Annotated in this window: 15 protein-coding genes and 2 pseudogenes; 3 read left to right on the forward strand and 14 right to left on the reverse strand. The window is 66.3% G+C overall.

The features are described 5' to 3' along the window. Positions 1–75: 75 nt before the first annotated feature. On the forward strand, positions 76–981 hold the full coding sequence (gene gcvA, locus PJW05_RS13625; RefSeq protein ID WP_271407553.1) for a transcriptional regulator GcvA: 906 nt from the start codon (positions 76–78) through the stop codon (positions 979–981). A gap of 86 nt (positions 982–1,067) precedes the next feature. Here the strand turns inward: gcvA and PJW05_RS13630 are convergent, their stop codons facing one another. From PJW05_RS13630 to PJW05_RS13665, 8 genes are all read right to left on the reverse strand, one after another. Then, entirely contained in the window at positions 1,068–2,264 is a 1,197-nt protein-coding gene (locus PJW05_RS13630) for a CaiB/BaiF CoA transferase family protein (RefSeq protein WP_271407554.1), read from the reverse strand. Beyond that, the gene (locus tag PJW05_RS13635) at positions 2,254–2,649 is read right to left on the reverse strand and encodes a PaaI family thioesterase (protein WP_271407555.1); all 396 of its coding nucleotides are present in this window, start codon (positions 2,647–2,649) and stop codon (positions 2,254–2,256) included. Before PJW05_RS13635 ends, PJW05_RS13630 begins: the two co-directional genes overlap by 11 nt. 16 nt (positions 2,650–2,665) lie before the next feature. Further along, positions 2,666–3,472, reverse strand: a complete 807-nt coding sequence (locus tag PJW05_RS13640; RefSeq protein WP_271407556.1) for an enoyl-CoA hydratase/isomerase family protein — start codon at positions 3,470–3,472, stop codon at positions 2,666–2,668. Positions 3,473–3,482: 10 nt separating this feature from the next. Further along, the gene (locus PJW05_RS13645; protein WP_271407557.1) at positions 3,483–4,247 is read right to left on the reverse strand and encodes an SDR family NAD(P)-dependent oxidoreductase; all 765 of its coding nucleotides are present in this window, start codon (positions 4,245–4,247) and stop codon (positions 3,483–3,485) included. A gap of 1 nt (position 4,248) precedes the next feature. Continuing rightward, positions 4,249–5,397, reverse strand: a complete 1,149-nt coding sequence (locus PJW05_RS13650; protein WP_271407558.1) for a thiolase family protein — start codon at positions 5,395–5,397, stop codon at positions 4,249–4,251. Next, positions 5,394–5,750 (reverse strand): Zn-ribbon domain-containing OB-fold protein, encoded by a 357-nt coding sequence (locus tag PJW05_RS13655; RefSeq protein ID WP_271407559.1) that lies wholly within the window; start codon positions 5,748–5,750, stop codon positions 5,394–5,396. The genes PJW05_RS13650 and PJW05_RS13655 overlap by 4 nt, the downstream gene beginning before the upstream one ends. 260 nt (positions 5,751–6,010) lie before the next feature. After that, complete coding sequence (locus PJW05_RS13660; protein WP_271407560.1) at positions 6,011–8,176, reverse strand: xanthine dehydrogenase family protein molybdopterin-binding subunit; 2,166 nt, start codon at positions 8,174–8,176, stop codon at positions 6,011–6,013. Further along, a complete protein-coding gene (locus tag PJW05_RS13665) occupies positions 8,173–8,652 on the reverse strand; it encodes a (2Fe-2S)-binding protein (RefSeq protein ID WP_271407561.1) in 480 nt (159 codons plus the stop codon). Before PJW05_RS13665 ends, PJW05_RS13660 begins: the two co-directional genes overlap by 4 nt. Before the next feature lie 428 nt (positions 8,653–9,080). Here PJW05_RS13665 and PJW05_RS13670 point away from each other — a divergent pair, with 428 nt between their 5' ends. Together PJW05_RS13670 and PJW05_RS13675 are read left to right on the forward strand one after the other, a co-directional pair. Continuing rightward, complete coding sequence (locus PJW05_RS13670) at positions 9,081–10,037, forward strand: LysR substrate-binding domain-containing protein (protein ID WP_271407562.1); 957 nt, start codon at positions 9,081–9,083, stop codon at positions 10,035–10,037. Then, entirely contained in the window at positions 10,030–10,905 is an 876-nt protein-coding gene (locus tag PJW05_RS13675; protein WP_271407563.1) for a LysR substrate-binding domain-containing protein, read from the forward strand. Before PJW05_RS13670 ends, PJW05_RS13675 begins: the two co-directional genes overlap by 8 nt. 340 nt (positions 10,906–11,245) lie before the next feature. Here the strand turns inward: PJW05_RS13675 and PJW05_RS13680 are convergent. The 6 genes and pseudogenes from PJW05_RS13680 to PJW05_RS13705 all read right to left on the reverse strand — a co-directional run. Then, positions 11,246–12,148: pseudogene (locus PJW05_RS13680) on the reverse strand (IS3 family transposase); the annotation flags it as partial. Then, positions 12,149–13,498 (reverse strand): IS110 family transposase, encoded by a 1,350-nt coding sequence (locus PJW05_RS13685; protein WP_442969162.1) that lies wholly within the window; start codon positions 13,496–13,498, stop codon positions 12,149–12,151. A gap of 224 nt (positions 13,499–13,722) precedes the next feature. After that, positions 13,723–13,983 (reverse strand): annotated as a pseudogene (locus tag PJW05_RS13690) (transposase); the annotation flags it as partial. 591 nt (positions 13,984–14,574) lie between these two features. Beyond that, positions 14,575–15,936, reverse strand: coding sequence for an MFS transporter (locus tag PJW05_RS13695; RefSeq protein WP_271407564.1), 1,362 nt, complete (start codon positions 15,934–15,936; stop codon positions 14,575–14,577). Between the two features lie 78 nt (positions 15,937–16,014). Further along, positions 16,015–17,448 carry an NAD-dependent succinate-semialdehyde dehydrogenase gene (locus PJW05_RS13700; protein WP_271407565.1) on the reverse strand — a complete coding sequence of 478 codons (1,434 nt, stop codon included), beginning with the start codon at positions 17,446–17,448 and terminating at the stop codon, positions 16,015–16,017. Next, positions 17,445–18,479 carry an aldo/keto reductase gene (locus PJW05_RS13705; RefSeq protein ID WP_271407566.1) on the reverse strand — a complete coding sequence of 345 codons (1,035 nt, stop codon included), beginning with the start codon at positions 18,477–18,479 and terminating at the stop codon, positions 17,445–17,447. Before PJW05_RS13705 ends, PJW05_RS13700 begins: the two co-directional genes overlap by 4 nt. Between the last annotated feature and the right edge of the window lie 4 nt (positions 18,480–18,483).

The following is an 18,483-nucleotide window of genomic DNA, read 5'->3' on the forward strand; positions in this document are numbered from 1 at the left end:
TTCGCTTGAGATTTACTCAATCAGAACTAGAGTAAGATTCCGCGCCCTTCACGACTCCAAGAAGAAGATCCGCAGATGGACAGACTGCCGCCGCTCAACGCCGTGCGCGCCTTCGAGGCCGTAGCCCGGCACCTCAGCATCACCCTCGCCGCCGATGAACTGAACGTCACCCCCGGGGCCGTATCGCGGCAGATCCGTACCCTGGAGGACTACATGGAACAGCCGCTGTTCACCCGCGGCCATCGCCAGATCACCCTCACCCCGGCTGGCGAGCAGTACTTCAAGGCAGTGGCGCGCATCATCGAAGACCTGCGCGGTGCCACCCGCAAGCTCAAGCGCCCCACCAAGCGCCGGCAGATCAAGGTGCGCGCCTATACCACCTTCGCCATGCAATGGCTGATCCCGCGCCTGGCCAGCTTCCACCAGGAGAACCCGAAGATCGAAGTGCTGCTGACCGCGTCCCTCGACCCGGTGGACTTTCACAAGGAGGACCTGGACGCCGCCATCCGCCTCGGCGCCGGCGACTGGCCCAACTGCAACTGCTACGCGCTCAGCGACAACGTGCTGGCTCCGGTGTGCAGCCCGGCCCTGCTGGAGCTCGGCCCGGGCCTGCACGAGCCGGCGGACGTGGCCGAATACACCATGCTGCATTCCATCGCCCGCCCGGATGACTGGAGTCACTGGCTGCAGGCGGCGGGTATCGGGAGTGCGGTGGATGCCCGCGCCGGCATGACCTACCAGAGTTCGTCCATGGCCTACGCGGCGGCAGCCGGCGGCCAGGGCATCGCCATCGCCCAGTTGTTCCTGGTGGAAAAGGAATTGCGCGAGGGCACCCTGGTGCGGCCCTTCCCGCAGACGGTGGACATGGGCGCCTACACCTATTACCTGCTGACCCCGAAACACCGGGCGGAAAGTGAAGACATGGGCACCTTCCGCCAGTGGCTGCTGGAGCAGGCGCGCCGTACACGGCACACCGCATAGGGCTTTTCGCAGGTTGCGGTAGAGCGACGCGAAACCCAACGAGCGGACCTGACGCCACGCAGCATTCGGCTTGGCCCAGCCCCCTCCTACGCCGCGATCACTGCGCCGCTTTCCAGCATGTCCGCCATTTCCCGCTCGCTGAAACCCATCTCCGCCAGCAGCTCGCGGGAATGCTCGCCCTTGTCCGGCGCCGGCAGGTAGGGCTGCTCGGCAGCCTCGGCGCTGTTCACCGGGAAGCCCGGCACCCGCAGCAGGCCATGGCGCGGATGGGTAATGCTGGCGAACATACCGTTCTCGGCGATCTGCGGATGGTTCAGCAGGTCACGGTAATCGGCCACCCTGGCGCAGAGGATGTCCGCCGCGCGAAGCCGCTCCAGCCAATGCGCGCAGGATTCGGTACGGAACACGGCGGTGAGCGCCTCCTGCATCTCGGCGCGATGGGCCACGCGCTGGGCAGAACTGATGAAGCGTGGATCGTCCGTCCACTCGGGGTGGCCGAGCACCCCGCACAGCCGCTCCCAGCGGTTGCCGTTGTAGGCCGCCACCATCAGCCAGCCATCCGCTGTCTGGAAGGCCTCGTTGGGTGCCGAATAGGGCGCCGCGCTGCCGATGGGCGTCGGCAGTTCGCCGTCGCGCAGGTAGCTGCTGATGGACGACTGCTGCAGGGCCAGCGCCGAATTCATCAGGCTCACGTCCAGATGACCGCCCAGCCCGTCCCGGTGCCGCGCCTGCAGCTTGGCGAGGATGGCCATGCACGCCATGTAGCCGGTCACCACATCCACCACCGGCGCCTGCACCTTGCACGGCGGCGCGCCGGGGATGCCGATCAGGCTCATCAGGCCGGAGTCGGCCTGGAGGATGCCATCCACCCCGGCACGGTCCGCGTAGGGCCCTTGCTGGCCGTAGGCGGAAATGGAGCAGTAGACCAGCGCCGGATTCAGCGCCGCCACGGTCTCGTAGCCCAGTCCCAGGCGTGCCATGACGCCGGGCCGCATGCTTTCGATCAGCACGTCGGCTTCGGTCACCAGGCGTTGCGCAACGGCCAGCGCCGCCGGCTGCTTGAGGTCGAGGCAGAGGCCCTGCTTGCCCCGGTTGAAACCGTGGTACAGGGCGCTGTCCTCGCCGACCCAGGCCGGCCCCAGGCTGCGCCCGAGGTCGCCTTCCGGCGCCTCGACCTTGATCACCCGCGCGCCCATGTCGGCCAGCAGCATGGTGCAGGTGGGCCCGGCGGCGATCTGGGTGAAATCCACCACCGTCAGGCCTCGCAGGGCGTCACGCAGCATGGCGCGCCCCTCCCTGCTTGAAGGTGCCCTGGGCGGTCGCCAGCAACTCGCCGCCCTCGGTCGTCAGCGTGGCTTCGGCGAAATACAGGCTGCGCCCGCTACGGCTGATCCTGCCGCAGGCGATCACGGTCCCGGAGCGGGCCGCTTTCAGGTAGGCGATGTTGAGCATCACGGTGACGCCATGGACCTCCTCCTCGCCCTCGGCGGCATGCAGGCCCGCATAGCCGCAGGCCGCATCCAGCAGGGTGGCGACCAGTCCGCCGTGGAGCATGCCCTGGCGGTTCAGGTGGCGCGCCTGGATAGGCAGGTGAAACGTGGCCTCGCCGCCGGTCCAGTGGACCAGTTCGACGCCGAGGCTCTGCAGGAACGGATTGCTCAATTGCATCTTGGCTCTCCCGGACCTAGCGGCCCTTGTAGTGCGGCGGGCGTTTCTCGGCGAAGGCCGCGCGACCTTCCAGGCGGTCCTCGGTGTCCCGCAGCACGCCCCAGTAGAGTTCGGTCAGGCGCTGGGCATCGGCATCCGACAGGTGCGCGGTCTGCCGCGCCAGGGACTGCAATGCCTGGATCGCCAGCGGCGCCTGGGCGGCAACGCGTTCGGCCAGGGCAAGCGCGCGGTCGAGCAGCGCCGCCGGGCTGTCGGCGACTTCCGAGACCAGCCCGATGGCCAATGCCTGGGCGGCGTCGATGCGTTGCCCGGTCAGGGCCATCTGCATGGCATGGGCTGGCGGCACCGCCTTCAGCAGGCGATGCAGGCCGGACACCGCCGGGATCGAACCGACCACCGCCTCCGGCAGGCCGAAGCTGGCGTTGCCGGAGGCGATGCGCAGGTCGCACTGCAGCGCCAGCTCCAGGCCGCCGCCGAGGCAGTGGCCGTTCACCGCGGCGATCAGCGGCTTGCGCAGGTCGAGGTCGGCGAGATCCATCAGGCGGATATAGAGGCCGGCCTCGGCGGCCGGCTCCTTGTCCAGGAACAGCGCCTCGGCATAGGACGCCGACGAATCGCGGGTGCGTTTCAGGTCGGCGCCGACGCAGAACGCGCGCTCCCCGGCCCCGCTGAGGATCGCCACACGTACCTCGCGGCGATCGCGGACCTCCGCCAGGTGCCCGCGCAGGGCACGCAGGGCATCCAGGTCGAGCGCGTTGAGGGCGTCGGGACGCTCCAGGGTGATCAGGGCGACGGCGCCCCGGATCTGCAGGCTTACGGACATGGCGGCCTCCCTACACGCTGGCCGAGGACAGGCTGCGCCCGCCACAGACATACAGGGTCTGGCCGGTGACGTAAGCGCTGGCCGGGTCGAGGAAGAACTCCACCGCATTGGCGATGTCGTCCGGCACGCCGATGCGCTTGACCGGCACCGTGTCCTTCAGGCGCGCCTGCACCTCCGGCTCGAAGGCCTGGAACAGCGGCGTATCGACGATCCCCGGGGCGACGGTGTTGACCGTGATGCCCTTGGACGCGAACTCGATGGCCAGGCTGCGGGTCAGGCTCACCACCCCGCCCTTGGCGGCGGAATAGTTAGCCTGGCCAAAGCCGCCCAGCCAGGCGCGTGAGGACAGGTTGACGATGCGCCCGAAGCCCGCCTCCAGCATCAGCGGCAAGGCTGCCTTGCAGCAGAGGAACTGCGCCCGCAGGTTGGTATCCACCACCAGGTCCCAGTCGTCCTCGGTCATCTTCAGGAAACGCTTGTCGCGCACCACGCCCGCGTTGTTCACCAGAAAGTCCAGTCGCCCGGACCGTTCGCGGATCTGCCCGAAGGCCTGCTCCACTTCGCCGCCCTGGGTCAGGTCCAGGGCGATGCCATGGGCATCCAGGCCTTCGACTCGCAGCCGTTCGGCCGCGTCCTGCAGGGCCGCCACGTCGCGGTCCAGCAGATACACCGCCACACCCTGGCGCGCCAGGCGGGTGGCGATGCCCAGTCCGATGCCGCGGGCGGCGCCGGTGACGGCCGCCACCTGGCCTTGCTGGAATCGATTCGCGCTCATCTCACACCCCCAGCACGTGAACGGAAGACGCGGCGTGATCGACACCGGCGATACCGCCGCCGGTGCACTGGGCAACGCCGATGCGCGGCTGGTTGTCGGCCTGGCGGCCGTGGGCCCGGCCCTGCAACTGCCACATCAGTTCGACCATCTGCGCGACGCCGGTGGCGCCCAGCGGATGCCCCTTGGCGAGCAGGCCGCCGCTGGGGTTCACCGGCACCCGGCCGCCCAGGGCGGTGGCCCCGGACAGCAGCAGCGGCACGGCCTCGCCGTGGGGGGCCAGGCCCAGGGCCTCGTAGTAAAGGAGTTCGGCGATGGTGAAGGCGTCATGCAGCTCCACCACGCCGACATCGCGGGGCTCCACCCCGGCCTGCTCGTAGGCCAGGCGCGCCGCGCGGGCGGTGATTTCGGCGTCAAGGATGTCGTCGCGGGCGCCCTCGCGCAGGCCGGAAACCACGACGGAACCCAGCACGCGCACGTCCCTGGCGTGGGGGCCGGGCTGGTTGCCCAGCACCAGGGCGGCGGCGCCATCCACCTGGGACGGGCAGCACTGCAGCAGGGTCAGCGGGTCGGCGATCATGCGTGAGCCCAGCACCTCTTCCAGGGTCACTTCGCTGCGCTGCTGGGCGTACTCGTTGAGGGCACCATGGCGGCGGTTCTTCACCGCCACCCGGGCGAGGTCCGCCGGACTGGCGCCGCGCTCGTGGAGGAAGCGCGTGGCGCGCATGGCATAGACCGCCGGCAGGACCATCCCGGCGGTGGCGTAGAGGTCGGTCTTCTCGTCGTTGCGTTGCAGCGGGATGGTGCCGCCGCCGAGCTGGGTGAGTTGCTCGATGCCGAACACCAGCACCCGTTCGTACTGGCCCGCCAGCAGCGCGTGGCGCGCCAGGTGCACGGCGGTGGCGCCGCTGGCGCAGGCGTTCTCGACGTTGTAGACCGGGATGCCGGCGAGGTTCAGGTCACGCAGGATCACCTGGCCGAGGATCATGCCACCCAGCACATTGGCGCAGTAGATCGCCTGGATATCCTTGAGTTCGACACCGGCGTCGGCCACCGCGGCGAGGATCGCCTGTTGCGCCAGCTCCGGCGCCATCACGCCCGGGTGACGGCCGAAGCGGGTCATGGCGCCGCCCATTACATGCATCTGGCTCATTGGCGGGCCTCCAGGGATTCGAATACATAGCCATAGGTGTCGTCGGGCAGGATGCGGTAGCGGCCGCCGATCACCGGGCGCTCACCGCCGGTGATGCGACCGAACAGGCGCAACGGGCCTTCGAGGTCCAGGTAGCCCAGGGCGAAGGGCGCGAGGCCGCTCTTCGGGCTCGGGTGGATGAGGGTGAAGCTGTACAGCTCGCCCTCGCCGGCCAGGGCTTCGACCTGATACTGGTCAGCCAGCGGCGAGTGACCGGGCAGCGCCGGGAATACGAGTTCGCCACTGGCGATATGGCGGGAGCCAAGCAGGCGCGAGGGGCTATCGGCCCCCCAGAGGGATGGCAGCGGGTTCATGTCGACCTCCTGTTGTTTTCAGCCGCGAGAACGGCTCTGGACTGGAGCTATGGTCGACACCGGGCGGGAGCCCGACAAACGATATAAAGACCGCTATCGATTGAGTTTTAATCAACCCAAAGGGCGTACAGCCCCGGTAGGGCGCGCCGCGTGCACGTGTTGACGATGGGTTTCGCTCCGCTCTACCCATCCTACGGCTGCGTCCACATGTAGGATGGGTAGAGCCTGCGAAACCCCTCAGATCGGTGAAGGAGCCGTCCCTACGCCTGCTTAAGCTCCGCCGGATCGATGGGCAAGGACCGCAGCCGTTTGCCGGTGGCGGCGAAGATGGCGTTGACCACCGCCGGGGCGATGACCACGGTGGAGACTTCACCCATGCCGCCGGGAGATTCGCCGCTGTTGATGAGGTGAGTCGCGATGGGCGGCGCTTCGTTCAGGCGCAGCAGGCGATAGCTGTCGAAGTTGCCCTGCTCCACCCGGCCGTCCTTGAAGGTGATGTTGCCGAACAGCGCCGCCGTCAGGCCGAACAAGGTGCCGCCTTCCATCTGCGCCACCACCGAGTCGGGGTTGACGGGAATGCCGCAGTCCACCACGCAGGTGACCTTGAGCACCTTGACCGTGCCATTGGCATCCACGCTGACTTCCGCCACCTGCGCCGCATAGGTGCCGAAGCAGTAGGTCAGCGCCAGGCCACGGCCGTGGCCGGCCGGCAGCGGCGAATCCCAGGCGGATTTCTCGCGCAGGGTCTCCAGCACCTTGACGGCCCGTGGGTGCTTCTCCAGCAGCGGGTAGCGGTAGCTGAAGGGGTCGGCCTTGTTCATCGCCGCCAGCTCGTCCATGAAGCCTTCCACCATGAAGGCGTTCTGGGTGTGGCCCACACCGCGCCAGAACGCCGGGGTGATGCCCTTGGGTGGCTCGTGGCGCACGTAATGCACGGCCAGGTTGGGGAAGGCGTAGGGGCCGCAGGCGTCGCGCACCGCGTCGCCGTCCACGCCATTCTTGAACAGGCTCGGCGCCCAGCGCGCAAGGATCGAGCCACCGGTGACCTTGTGGGTCCAGGCGATGGGCCGGCCCTGCTCGTCCAGGCCTGCGGCCAGGTGGTTGTAGTGGAACGGCCGCAAGGAGCTGTGGCGGGTGTCTTCCTCGCGGGAATAGATCACCTTCACCGGGTAGTCCACCTGCTTGGCCACCTCCACCGCATGGCCGACGAAGTCCGTCTCCAGGCGCCGGCCGAAGCCACCCCCGAGCAGTTGGTTATGCACCTGCACCGCGTCTTCGGGCAGGCCGGTGAGCTGGGCCGCCAGGGCCTTGGCCCGCGTCGGCACCTGGATACCGACCCAGAGGTCGCAGCCATCCTTGCGCACGTGGGCGGTGCAGTTGACCGGTTCCATGCAGGCATGGGCGAGGAAGGGCACCTGGTAGGTCGCTTCGACCTTCTTCGCCGCCTTGCCCATGGCGTCCTGCACATTGCCTTCGGCGCGGGCCTGGGCGCCCTCGCCCTTGGAGGCCTCGGCGATGTTCTTCAGCAGTTCGGCGCTGGACACCTTGCCGTTCTCGCCTTCGTTCCACTTGATCTGCAAGGCCGCCAGACCCTTGCGCGCGGCGCCGGTGTGGTCGGCGATGACCGCCACCGCATCCTGGGTGCGCACCACCTTGCGCACGCCATTGATCGCCATCGCCGGCGCGTCGTCCACTTCGGCCAGGGTGCCGCCGATCACCGGGCAGATGGTCAGCGCGGCAACCTTGACCCCTTCGGGGCGGGCGTCGATGCCATACATTGCCTTACCGCGCACCTTGTCCGGCGTATCGGTGCGCTTGGCGGACGTGCCGATCAGCTTGAACTGCGACGGGTCCTTGAGCGGCACCTCGCCCGGCAGCGGCAACTGCGCGGCGGCGTCCACCAGTTCGCCATAGCCGAGCGTGCGGCCACTCTCGGCATGCACCACGGTGCCGTTCTCGGCGCGGCAACTGTCCACCGGCACCGACCATTGCTGGGCGGCGGCCGTGACCAGCAGGACTCGCGCAGTGGCGCCGGCCTGGCGCAGGGGTTTCCAGTTGGCCGGCACCGAGGTGGAGCCGCCGGTGACCTGGAAGCCGAGCATGGGGTTGGAGTAACGCTTGTCATCGGCCGGCGCGTGCTCGACGACGATCTGGTCGAGGCGTACTTCAAGCTCCTCGGCGATCAGCGCCGGCATGGAGGTGTAGGTGCCCTGCCCCATTTCCACCGGCTGGATGATGAAGACCACCTGGCCGTTGCGGTCGATGCGGATGTAGGCGTTGGGGCTGAACTCGCCCTCCGCCGCCTGCGCCTCGCCCATCAGGCCCGGCAGCGTGAAACTGATCAGCAGGCCACCACCCACGGCGGCACCCACCTTGAGAAAGCTCCGCCGACTGAGGCCTGGGGCAAAGGAAGAGAGGTCGTTCATGCCGCATCCTCCGCCTTGGGTTTGGTCTGTGCGGCAACCTTGATGGCCTCGCGAATGCGCAAGTAGGTGCCGCAGCGGCAGATGTTGCCGGACATGGCGCCGTCTATCTCGGCGTCGCTGGGGTTCGGGTTGCTGGCCAGCAGCGCGCTGGCGGACATGATCTGCCCGGATTGGCAGTAGCCGCACTGCACCACTTCCCGGGCCAGCCAGGCGTCCTGCACACGCTTGCCGACTTCGCTGTCGCCAATCGCTTCGATGGTGGTGATTTCGGCGCCGATCATGCTGCTCACCGGCATCACGCAGGAACGCACCGCAGCACCGTTCATATGCACCGTGCAGGCCCCGCACAGGGCCATGCCGCAGCCGAACTTGGTCCCGGTCATGCCCAGCACGTCACGCAGGACCCAGAGCAGCGGCGTGTCGGGGTCGACATCGACGCTGTGTTCGGTGCCATTGATCTTCAGGGTGAGGGCCATAACGCCTCCCATGTCTTCTCATCAGGTCGGACGGCCGCCCGTCGTCGCGGGCGATCCAGAGTAGGCCAGGGCGTCGGTCGGCCCTGGAGGGGGGGGACGGGCGGGAGGGAATCAGGGGGAGCCGGAATGGGCTTCGGGGAGTGTGCCTGGGACGTCGAGGGCCAGTGGGCATTCAAGCAGAACCTGAAGCATGGTTGCCTCCGTGGGCAGGCCGTTCCATCAGGACTGGGCGGCTGGCTGCCGGGGGCGCCAGCGCGGGTGGAGGAAATCCTAGAAGCCGTCTGCGCAAGCTGACAATCGATTTTATCGCACGCTTCGGCTGAGTTTTTTTCAAGCCGTTTCCGTTCCCGGCTGTAGCGCTCCACGGTTCGCGATATGCTGCCCCACCTCGGCGTCCGCCGCCGCGCAGCGAACAAGAAGAGTCCGAATTGAAACGCAGGTTGCCCGCGCTCAATGCGCTGAAAGCTTTCGAGATCGCCGGCACCACCGGCAGCTTCACCCGCGCAGCCGAGCTGCTCAACGTCACCCAGAGCGCCGTCAGCCGCCAGGTGCGCCAATTGGAAGAACAGGTCGGCGAAGCCCTGCTGGTGCGCCGCCATCACCATCTGGAACTGACCCGCGCCGGCCGTGTGCTACTCAACGCGTTGAACCAGTCCTTCGACCGCATCGAAATGGCGGTGCGCGGTATCCAGCAGAAGGGCCATCTCAAGCGTCTGCGCGTCAACGCCCCACCGACCTTTACCAGCCGCTGGCTGCTGCCACGGCTGGGCCGCCTGCGCGAACAGCATCCCGAACTGGAGCTGAGCATCACCACCCGCCTGCAGGACAGCCTGGTGGAGCGCGGCACCCTGGACTGTGCCATCCGCTTCGGCAACGGCGAATGGGAGCAGTTGGACAGCACCCTGCTGATGCACGAGCGGCACATCGCGGTCTGTTCCCCCGGCCTGCTGGCGAGCCGCCAGGACGTCGGCGAGACACCCGACCTCGACCATCTCACCCTGCTCCACGTGCTCTCTACCGAAGAACGCCGCTACCAGACCTGGCGCCACTGGCTGGACGCCGCCGGGATCGAAGGCGTGGATACCCAGGGCGGCTACGAATTCGACCTGCTGGACCTGGCCATCCAGGCCGCCGTCGATGGCCTTGGCATCACCATTGCCGACTGGCACATGGTGACCCGCGAGCTGGCCACGGGGCGGCTCACCCAGGTGCTCAATGTGCATGTGGAGGGCCACCAGTCCTATTGGCTGGTGACCCGCCCGGAACAGGCCGAATCCCCGGCCTTGCAGGTATTCCGCGAATGGCTGCAGCAGGAACTGTGGCTGTCGATGCGGGCCCTGGAACCGTCCACCGCAGCCAGCGGCGGGGACAGCGTCCATGCGTGAGCTGCCATCGCTCAATGCCCTGCGGGTGTTCGAGGAAGTCGCCCGCCACAGCAGTTTCAGCCGCGCCGCCCTGGCGCTTAACGTGACCCAGGGCGCCGTCAGCCGGCAGATCAAGCAATTGGAGGAATACCTGGGCGTCGCGCTGTTCGTACGGACGCCCCAAGGGCTCAGCCTGACCCCCGCCGGGGCCGCCCTGGTGCCGCAGTTGGCCGACGCCTTCGACCGCATGCAGCAGGCCTTGCAAGGGGTTCGCATACCGAATCTGCGCCAGCGCCTGCGCATCCTCGCGCCCCCCACCTACGCGACCCGCTGGCTGTCGCCGCGCTTGCGGCGGTTCAACCAGCGCTACCCGGATATCGCCCTCAGCGTGCGCAATGACGCCGGGCCCGAAAACCCGAACGAGATCGACTGCCGCATCCGCTTCGGCCTGCAGGCGGCGGCCGGTTGGCAGAGTCGGTTGTTGCTGCTGGAGCGGCATATCGCCGTGGCCAGCCCGGAGCTGTTCGACAACGGCCTGCCACCCGCGCTGAGCGCCCATCCGCTGCTGCACATCATTCACGAGGGCCGCCACCTGCAGGTGTGGGAAAACTGGCTGGAAGCCAACGGCAGGGACGACGTCGATCCGAGCCAGGGCCTGGAGTTCAGCACCCTCGACCAGGTCATCCACACCGCGCTGGCTGGCGGAGGCCTGGCGGTGATCGACCGGCGGATGATCGAGCATGAACTGGCCACCGGGCAGTTGCTGCCCATCAGCCCGGTCGAAGTCTCGGGGCCCTATGGCTACTGGCTGGATGTACCGGCCGGCAGCCAGGGGCTGTCGAAGGTGATGCTGTTCTGCGAATGGCTGGACGCGCAGAGCGCGGGATGAAATCAGGCAATTCTTCCGCCGCAGGCTGGCGCCGAGCGTAGCGTGTCCCAACAGCGATGGGTTTCGTACCTCTACCCATCCTACGTTCAGCTCCCAGCCCGTTCCCGCGTAGGTTGGTGTAGAGCGCAGCGAAACCCAACGCCACGAAACGATGGGTTTCGTGCCTCTACCCATCCTACGTCCCGCTCCCAGCCCACTCCCGCGTAGGTTGATGTAGAGCGCAGCGAAACCCAACACCCCGAAACGATGGGTTTCGTACCTCTACCCATCCTACGTCCAGCTCCCAGCCCGCTCCCGCGTAGGTTGGTGTAGAGCGTAGCGAAACCCAACGCTGTAGTGGTCAACCCATTCCGGACAGTGGGTTAAGTTTTTCTTCGGCCACCGCAGGTGGCAGTCCGTCGTTGAACTGATGCGGCCTGATCCAGTTGTAACGGTGCATCAGGTAATGACTGATGTCCCGTTGAGCTTCCTGGGCGGTCAGGTATCCGGTCGTTGGTACCCATTCCGACTTCAGGCTTCGGAACAGGCGCTCCATCGGCGAGTTGTCCCAGCAATTACCCCGACGGCTCATGCTCTGCTGCATCCGGTAACGCCACAGCCGCTGGCGGAACAGGCGGCTGGCGTACTGGCTGCCCTGATCCGAATGGAACATTACCTGTTGTGGCTTGCCGCGTTGCTCGTAAGCCATGTCCAGGGCCTTGATTACCAACTCGGCATCCGGTTTGGCCGAGAACGCCCAGCCAACTACCCGACGGGTATGTAGATCCAGCACTGCGGCCAGGTAATGCCAGCGACCTTGCGCCCAGACATAGGTGATGTCGCCACACCAGACCTGATTGGGAGTTTCGGTCGTGAACTCGCGATTCAGCCGATTCGGAATATCTGGTCGTTCAACAGTGGCTTGCTTGTAGGCGTGCGAGCCCGGCTGCTTGCTGACCAGGCCCAGTTCACGCATTAGCCGGCGTACACGAAAACGGCCAATCGTCTCGCCACTCTCGCGCAGCATGCCCAAGATGCTCCGGCTTCCGGCCGAGCCTCGACTCTGACTGAACAACTGATTGACCTGGCTGCGTAGCGCCACGCGGCGAGCATCGATACGGCGACATCGAAGACGATGGGCGTAGTAGCAAGAGCGCGCCACATCGAAGGCTGAACAGACCACCTCTACCGGCTCCTGCTCACTCAACTGGTCTATCAGCGCGTACGATCGAGTTCGTCTGACATCAAGAGAGCGGTAGCCTTCCTAAGAAACACCTTCGACGGCCTGTAGCGTGAAGCCGAATTCGGCTGCTCGCCGGTGCAGGCCTCTGACCACGCGCTCGCGATATTTTTGCTCATAGTGGTCGGCTCCCGGATCCTGATAAGCCATGCCGAAGCGCATCGCGTTGTAGAACAGGATGGCGATCTTGCGCGCCGTGGCGGTCACCGCCTTGGCCTTGCCGATACGCGCCGACAAGCGTCGATAAAAAGCGCCCAACGCCGTGTTCGTTCTGCCAGTGGTTACGGCAGCCAACCGGAGATGGGCTGTCACCCGATTCTTGGTCTTGCGCGTGTGTGCCGAGAGCACTTTGCCGCCGCTGATCCGGCAACCCGGCGCTAAGGTCAGCCAGGAGGTGAAGTGCTGGGCGGTACGCCAGCGGCTCAGATCGGTACCGCACTCGGCGACTAACCGCAGTGCCAGGTAGGGGCCGATGCCGTGGATCTGGGTCAGATCGACGCCGACCAGTTGATAGAGCAAGACACGGACATCGAAGTTGAGCGCGTTCGGCTGTCGCGCGCGGTGGCGTGGCTTCGGTAGCGGTTCACTGGGTGAGGGGCGCTGCCGGGCGAGCCGCTGCAGGCTCTCGGCAATCTGCTGGTCGCAGACTTCAAGCTGCGCCTGATAGGCGTCGTACATGGCCAATGCCTGCGCCAGGGCAAACACATGTTCCGGCTGGTAATTGCCCACCAGGGCACTCTGGATGGTCTCAACGCTCGACTTGCAGCGGGTATCGCGCAGGGTTGCCAGTGTCGCCGCGTTGCGCTCGCCGGCGACGATCGCCCGGATGATGCGCATGCCGGTGGCCCCGGTAATGTCGGCGACCACATGCTGCAATTGCAGGTTCATGTGGGTGAGCGCCTTCTGCATGTGCTGGATATGCGCCGCGGCGTAATCGAGGTGGCGTTCGCGCAAACGTAGATAACTGCGTAACGCTGCGATCTCGCGCTCGGGATGGAAACTGGCCCGCAGCAAGCCACAGGCATGCAGACGCTGGATCCACTGCGCATCGTTGACGTCGGTCTTGCGCCCAGGCACAGCGCGGGCATCGCGCGCATTGGCCAGCACGACGTGCAAACCGTGGCTCTCGAGAATCTCGTAAACCGGAATCCAATACACCCCGGTCGACTCCATCGCCACCGTGGTGACGCCCAGCTCGACCAGCCAAGCGGCCATGCGCTCCAGGTCGGCGGTAAACGCCTTGAAGGTTTGCACCGGCTCTTCGGCGAGATCGATGGGCACGGCCACCACATGGAAGCGCGATCCGATGTCGATGCCGGCTGCACGCTGGTGAATCACTGGCAGACCCTGCCGCTGTGAACTGGACGTTTTCATGAGAACCCTCCACTTACCGGATGTACTGGACGGGGACTCGGATCAGATCACATTCCTAAACGGGGTCACGAAACGCGCCACCACTCACGGGTCCGCAGCTTCCCCTGGGTCAGGTTTTTTGACGGGGACTGAGCCTCCAAAAAGCAGACGACCACTGTCCAGCGCTGTCAGTGTAGTGGTCGTGTTTCTAGCCCAATGGGGCGCGGTGCGCCGGGGAGGCGGTTTTTTAATATCGCTTTCTCCCGCTCCAGCCGGTTGATCCGGGCTTCCAGCTCTTGGATCTTCTGCTGCTCGGGCGTCAGCGCCTTGCTCTTCGGGGTGACTCCCTGGCGCTCATCTTGGAGCTGTTTCACCCAGCGGCGTAATGCCGAGTCCACGACGCCCAGCGAACGGCAGGCTTCGATATGGCTGTAGCCTTGATCCAGTACCAAGGCCGCTGCCTCTCGCTTGAACTCGGCGGAAAACGTACGTCGTTGCTTGCTCATCAGACACCTCTTTCACGGCGAGGATTTTCGCCTAAATCGGTGTCCGGGATCAGTAGACCACTACACGCCACGAAACGATGGGTTTCGTACCTCTACCCATCCTACGTTCAGCTCCCAGTCCACTCCCGCGTAGGTTGGTGTAGAGCGCAGCGAAACCCAACGCCACGAAACGATGGGTTTCGTGCCTCTACCCGTCCTACGTCCAGATCCCAGCCCGTTCCCGCGTAGGTTGGTGTAGAGCGCAGCGAAACCCAACGCCACGAAACGATGGGTTTCGTACCTCTACCCATCCTACGTTCAGCTCCCAGTCCACTCCCGCGTAGGTTGGTGTAGAGCGCAGCGAAACCCAACGCCACGAAACGATGGGTTTCGTGCCTCTACCCATCCTACGTCCCGCTCCCAGCCCGCTCCCGCGTAGGTTGGTGTAGAGCGCAGCGAAACCCAACGCCACGAAACAATGGGTTTCGTGCCTCTACCCATCCTACGTTCAGCCCCAGCCCGTTCCCGCGTAGGTTGGTGTAGAGCGCAGCGAAACCCAACGTTGGCGGGCGACGGGGCCGCTCGTTGGGCTTCGCATGGCCCGGCCACACCCTACAAGAGCGACCCACCTGCGGTCATGCCAGCGGCCGCCTTGCCTTCACCCTCCTCGGCCTGGCCGGCTTCGGTCAGGGACAGGGCCTTGGTTTCCGGCGCCCAGGCCCACGACACCAGGGCCCCGAACACCAGCACACCGCCCAGCACCGCCATGGTCGGGTTGAGGCCGATGCCGGCCACGCTCACCGGCAGCAGGAAGGTGCTGATGGCCGAGCCCAGGCGGCTGGCGGCGGTGGCCAGACCCACGCCGCTGGCGCGCACGTCGGTCGGGAAGCTTTCCGCCGGAAACACGCCCACCAGGTTGCTCACCGCCGACAGCACCAGGGTGAAGACGCCGAACAACGCCACCATTGCCCAGGTCGCGCTGCCAGGCATGGCCACCAGCAGGAACAACGAGGCGGCGAGGACCCAGAAGGAGCCGATGAGGAAGCCGCGCCGGCTGAACTTCACCGTGCACCAGATGCCCGCCAGGGCGCCCAGCACCAGCAGCGCGTTGAGCATCATTTCGGTACCCATGCCTTCGGCCAGGCCCATCTTCGCCAGGATCGACGGCAGGAAGGTGTAGATGGCGAAGTACGGCATCACGATGCAGATGAAGAACAGGCAGTTGAAGGCGGTCCGTTTGCGGTACTCACGGCTGAACAGCACGGCATAGCCGCCCTGCCGCTGCTGCGGGCGTTCGTCCTCCAGTTCGACGTGCGGGCCGATGTGCTTGTGCACGATGGCCCGGGCTTCTTCGACGCGCCCCTGGTTCACCAGCCAGCGCGGCGATTCCGGGGTGCCGATGCGGGCGATCAGGATGATCGCGGCGGGAATCGCCGAAGAGGCCAGCATCCAGCGCCACGCATCGTCGCCCAGGCTGAGCATCGCGGTGCCGATGAAGGTGGCGGCCACATAGCCGAAGGTCCAGATCACGCTGAACGAGCCGAGCAACACCCCGCGATGCTTCTTCGGTGCGAACTCCGCCAGCAGCGTATGGCCGACGCTGTAGTCGCCGCCCAGGCCGATGCCGATCAGCACCCTGAGCAGGAACAACTGCATGGCGCTTTCGGCGTGGAACTGCAGCACCGAGGCCAGGGTAATCAGCACGAAGCTGACGACGAAGATCTTCTGCCGCCCGACGTAGTCGGATATCCAGCCGAAGAACAGGCTGCCGAGGAACAGACCGATCAGCGCCGAGCTGCCGATCAGCCCCTGCCAGAACGGATCGAGCTGCATCTGCGGGCTGATCAGGGTAAAGGCAATGCCGATCAGGCCGAGGATGTAGCCATCGGTGAAATGGGCGCCGAAGGTGAGGCCGGCGATCTTGATATGGAACCGGCCCAGCGGGACGTCATCCAGCTTGGTGGTGTGTGTCATGTTTATCTCCCGTTTCTTGTTGTACGCCGTGGCGTGGTGTTGGGAGCGGGACTCCGGATGAGTCCCGCGACAGGGGCGTCAGAGGCCGCCCATCAGCACGTACTTGATCTCCAGGTAGTCCTCGATTCCGTACTTCGAGCCTTCGCGGCCCAGGCCTGATTCCTTGATGCCGCCAAAGGGCGCCACTTCGGTGGAAATGATCCCTTCGTTGATGCCCACCATCCCCGCTTCCAGGCCTTCGGCCACGCGCCAGACGCGGCCGATGTCGCGGCTGTAGAAGTAGGCGGAAAGGCCGTAGGGCGTGTCGTTGGCGCGGGCCAGCACCTCGGCTTCGTCCTTGAAGCGGAAGCAGGCGGCGACAGGGCCGAAGGTTTCTTCGCTGGCGATGAGCATGTCCGGCGTGGCGTCGCCCAGTACGGTCGGCTCGAAGAAGGTGCCGCCCAGGGCGTGGCGACGGCCGCCGCAGATCAGCGTCGCGCCCTTCTCCAGGGCATCGCCCACGTGCTGCTCCACCTTGGCCAGGGCCGCTTCGTTGATCAGCGGGCCCTGCTCGGTCTCGCCTTCCAGGGCGGCGCCGACGCGCAGGGCGCGCACGGCCTCGGCGAGCTTGCGGGTAAAGGCCTCGTACACCGCGTCCTGGACGAAGAAGCGGTTGACGCAGACGCAGGTCTGCCCGGTGTTGCGGAACTTGGACGCCATGGCGCCCTTCACCGCCGCGTCGATGTCGGCGTCGTCGAAGACGATGAAGGGGGCGTTACCGCCCAGCTCCAGCGAGACTTTCTTCAGGGTGTCCGCCGCCTGGCGCATCAGCAGCTTGCCGGTGCGGGTGGAGCCGGTGAAGCTCAGCTTGCGCACGCTGGCGGAGGCCTGCAGGGCAGCGCCGATAGCCGGGGCGTCGCCGGAAACGATGTTGAACACCCCGGCCGGGATGCCCGCCTCCTCGGCCAGCACGGCCAGGGCGAAGGCGGACAGCGGCGTTTCTTCAGAGGGCTTGAGGATCATCGTGCAGCCCGCCGCCAGGGCCGGGCCCACCTTGCGGGTGACCATGGCCAGGGGGAAGTTCCAGGGCGTGATGGCCGCCACAACGCCTATCGGCTCCTTGGTCAGGATGATGCGTGCATCCGTCTTGTGGCTGGGGATCACGTCGCCATAGACGCGCTTGGCCTCCTCGGCGAACCACTCGAGGAAACTGGCGGCGTAGACCACCTCGCCCATGGCCTCGGCCAGCGGCTTGCCCTGTTCGCGACTGAGCAGCTCGGCCAGCTCGCGCTGACTGGCCAGCATCCCCTCGGCCCAGCGACGCAACGCCTGGCTGCGCTGCTTGGCGGTGAGCGCCCGCCAGCCCGGCAGGGCGCGTTCGGCGGCGCCGAGGGCGAGTTGGGTCGCCTCGGCCCCGCCGCGCGCCACTTCGGCGATCAGCTCGCCGTTGGCCGGGTTGCGCACCGCGTAGTGGGCGCCCTCCTCCAGCCAGCGGCCGTCGATGTAATGCCCCTTGCGCAGCAACCGGCTCATGCCACGGCCTCCTGCGCTTGGAACGCTTCGCGGGCCGGGCGGGCGACGCGGAGGATGCGCTGGCCGGCGGTGTAGTCGTTGATCAGGTCGCAGGGGGTGTAGTTGCGCTCCAGCTCATAGCGTTCTTCCGCGTCCAGGCGGGTTTCCAGGGCGGCCAGGGCGCTGTCGAACTGCTCGGTGGAGTCGGCGCCCACCAGCATGCAGTCCACGCCCGGATGGTTGAGCACCCAGGCCTGGGCGATCTGCGCGTTGGAAACGCCACGGGCGCGAGCCACGCGCTGCACCGAACGGGCGATCTCGAAGGACGCCTCGTCGGCGTACATCTGCTGGGTGAAGAAGTCGGTCTGGTTGCGGGTGGACTGCGCGTCGCCGGTCAGCAGTCCGCGTGCCAGCGGGCTGAACACCGAGACGCCGAGGCCCTGGTCGCGGCAGAAGGGGATCATCTCGCGCTCTTCTTCGCGGTAGGCGCAATTCAGCTGCAACTGCATGTTGATCGGCTTGACCCAGCCATTGCGCTCGCAGGCCATGAGGATTTTCGCCAACTGGCCGGTGAGCATGGTGGAGACGCCGATGTAGCGCGCCTTGCCGGCTTTGACGATGTCGTTCAGGGCCTCCATGGTCTCTTCCACCGGGGTATTCAGGTCGAAGAAATGCAGCATGTAGAGGTCGACGTAATCCATGCCCAGGCGCGTCAGCGACGCGTCAATGCTATCGAGGATGTGTTTGCGCGAGTGGCCGCTGGCGTTGATCCCTTCGCGGGTGCCGTAGCCGACCTTGGTGGTGACCACCACGTCCTCGCGGCGCACCAGGCGCTTGAGGATGCGCCCCACCACTTCTTCGCCCACGCCGGCGGAATAGAAGTCGGCCAGGTCGATGAAGTTCACGCCCTTGTCCAGGGCGTGGCGGATGATCGGCTCGCTCTTCTGTTCGTCGAAGATCCAGGGCTTCCACTGGGGGGTGCCCATGTTCATGGTGCCGAGGCAGAGCTTGGAAACCTGCAGGCCGGAATGGCCGAGACGGGTGTATTGCATGGCG

This window comes from Pseudomonas sp. Q1-7 (assembly GCF_028010285.1).
Lineage (GTDB): Bacteria > Pseudomonadota > Gammaproteobacteria > Pseudomonadales > Pseudomonadaceae > Metapseudomonas.